Genomic DNA, 1,851 nt, shown 5'->3' with positions numbered 1-1,851 from the left:
TCCAACCCTTATGGGCTTACCCTATCGCTGCTAGCCATCCCCCCTTTTCAGGTTTCGGCTAAACGAATCGCACCTACCACCCTATTTTTCGCAATATAGTTGAAAAATATGGTTACTACGATATGTTTTTGATCGATCGCGAAGGAACTGTTGTCTACACGGTTTTTAAAGAAGCTGACTTTACCACAAACTTCACCAACGGCCCCTACAACGAGAGTAACCTAGCATCCGCAGTCGCCACCGCCCGACAAGCAAATGGAACGGGCTATGTGAAATTAGTAGATTTTAAGCCCTACACCCCTTCTGGGAGTGCGCCTGCGGCTTTTATCGCTGCCCCAATCTTTAACGGCTCGGAATTTCTTGGTGTTTTGGCGTTCCAGCTTCCCGTTGACAAAATTAACAATGTGATGACTGGCAACAAAAATTGGAAAAAAAATGGTCTGGGCGATTCAGGAGAAACTTATCTGGTTGGGTCGGATTATCTAATGCGCTCTGCGTCTCGTTTCCAGATTGAAGACCCAGAAGGTCATGCAAAAACTCTACGCTCGATCGGGACTGATGAAAAGACCCTCAAGAAAATCAAAGAGTTCAATACTACAATTCTCCTACAAGAAGTGCAAACAAAAGCAGTGAAGGAAGCGTTGTTTGGAAAACAGGGTACGCAGGTGATCGACGATTATCGTAATATTCCAGTTTTGAGTTCTTATGCTCCACTAGAGATTGATGGATTGAGGTGGGTTATCTTGGCGGAGATTGATGTTTCTGAAGCCTATGCCTCAATTCACTCGTTTGAAAAAAAAGTTGTGATTGGAGCTACTATAATCATGGCGCTAATCACCCTTGTTGCCATCGGGCTGACCTCAATTTTTGTCAAACCCATCAATACTTTAATCAAAAGCGCTCGTCAGGTGGGATATGGGGAATTTGACGCGGTTGTCAAATCGGGTTCGCAAGATGAATTTGGAGACTTAGCTAAGTCATTTAACCAAACCATAGGCAGCCTTCGTGCCGAAACTCAACTAATCGAACAGAAAAATCGCGAAAATGAAGCATTAGTCTTAAATATATTTAGTCCCGCAATCGCCAAACGCCTCAAACAGGGCGATCGAGAAATTGCCGAGCAGGTTTCTAATGTCTCGGTCTTGTTTTCCGACCTCCACCAATTCACCAAGCTGACTCAATCAATGTCCCCTCAAGAGGTTGTTAGCTTGCTTAATGAACTGGTAACAGCCTTCGATGAAATGACAGAAAAATACGGTCTAGAGAAGATTAAAACTATTGGTGACGGTTACATGGCTGTATGCGGGCTTGGTATGCCACGTCTGGATCATGACAAACGCACGCTAGATTTTGCTTTGGAAATGCTGTCGTTTGTCCGCCGATTTAGTTATGAAAAAGACTTACATCTAGACCTGCGGATCGGCATCAATTCAGGAGATGTGGTTGCAGGGGTGATTGGTAAAAATAAATTGCTCTACGACGTTTGGGGCGATACTGTAAATATTGCCAATAGATTGAAGTCGGCTTGTCCGCCTGGAACAATCTTAGTTTCTCAAGACATCTGCTCGCGCCTCCACGATCTCTACGATTTTGAGCTGGTTGGTGAAATTCAAGAACCTGGAAAAGAAAAGCTAGTGGCTTGGCAAGTCAAAACTTCTAAGCTGACCGTAAGTGTTCGAGAGGAAGAAGTTTATGAGTAATTTAAGCTTTTCAAATGACTGGCAAACCTGGGCGGTAATTGTCGGATTAGGGTTCCCACTCCTAGTCGTTTTACTACCCACATTCCGCAGATGTGGGTGGAATTTTTTTATCAGTTGTGAAAAGTTGGAACCCCAAAGTTTTTCCGTTTAA

General features: G+C 44.0%; 1 protein-coding gene. It reads left to right on the top strand.

Annotated elements, in window-relative coordinates; translation table 11 throughout:
- The first annotated feature begins 122 nt into the window (after nt 1–122).
- Nucleotides 123–1,700, top strand: a complete 1,578-nt coding sequence (locus QUA53_RS28940; protein WP_333101300.1) for an adenylate/guanylate cyclase domain-containing protein — start codon at nt 123–125, stop codon at nt 1,698–1,700.
- The last annotated feature ends 151 nt before the right edge of the window (nt 1,701–1,851 follow it).

The organism is Microcoleus sp. Pol12B3, assembly GCF_036701355.1.
Lineage (GTDB): Bacteria > Cyanobacteriota > Cyanobacteriia > Cyanobacteriales > Microcoleaceae > Microcoleus.
This window is presented reverse-complemented; position numbering and strand designations above follow the sequence as displayed.